1 pseudogene is annotated in these 785 nt (G+C 68.5%); it reads left to right on the top strand.

From position 1 onward, the window contains the following. Positions 1–334: 334 nt before the first annotated feature. A pseudogene (locus QZH66_RS17425) lies at positions 335–785 on the top strand (C4-dicarboxylate ABC transporter); the annotation flags it as partial.

The following is a 785-nucleotide window of genomic DNA, read 5'->3' as shown; positions in this document are numbered from 1 at the left end:
GCAGTGCTGTTTCCCGATGCGCCGCAGCGCCCATCGTCTCTTGCGTCTTGACGCCATACGCCCATGAGCCCTGCACCCGCGCCGCAGGCCCGTGCCACGGTGCCGCTGCGCCAGCGCCTGTGGAGCGACCTGTCCGGCCTGGCGCCGGCGTATTTCGGGCTGGTGATGGCCACCGGCATCGTCTCCATCGCGGCGCACCTGCAAGGCTGGAGCCGCATCGCCCAGGCGCTGTTCTATCTGAACAACGCCCTGTATGTGATTTTGTGGGCGCTGACCCTGNCAGCGCCTGTGGAGCGACCTGTCCGGCCTGGCGCCGGCGTATTTCGGGCTGGTGATGGCCACCGGCATCGTCTCCATCGCGGCGCACCTGCAAGGCTGGAGCCGCATCGCCCAGGCGCTGTTCTATCTGAACAACGCCCTGTATGTGATTTTGTGGGCGCTGACCCTGGCGCGCCTGCTGCGTTTTCCGCGACTGCTGCTGGGTGATCTGATGGACCATTTGCGCGGCCCGGGGTTCTTCACCACCGTGGCCGGCACCGCCGTGCTGGGCGCGCAACATGTGCTGCTGCGGGCCGACTACCGCGCCGGGCTGCTGCTGTGGGGCCTGGCGCTGCTGCTGTGGAGTGGCCTGACCTACGCCATCTTCATGGCCTTTACCGTCAAGGCGCACAAGCCCACGCTGGACAAGGGCATCAGCGGTGGCTGGCTGCTGGCCGTGGTGGCGACGCAATCGGTGGCCGTGCTCGCGGCGCTGCTGGCGGCGCACGCCGGCCAGCCCTACCGGC

The organism is Stenotrophomonas sp. YIM B06876 (assembly GCF_030711595.1).
In the GTDB taxonomy this organism is placed as follows: Bacteria; Pseudomonadota; Gammaproteobacteria; order Xanthomonadales; family Xanthomonadaceae; genus Stenotrophomonas.
This window is presented reverse-complemented; position numbering and strand designations above follow the sequence as displayed.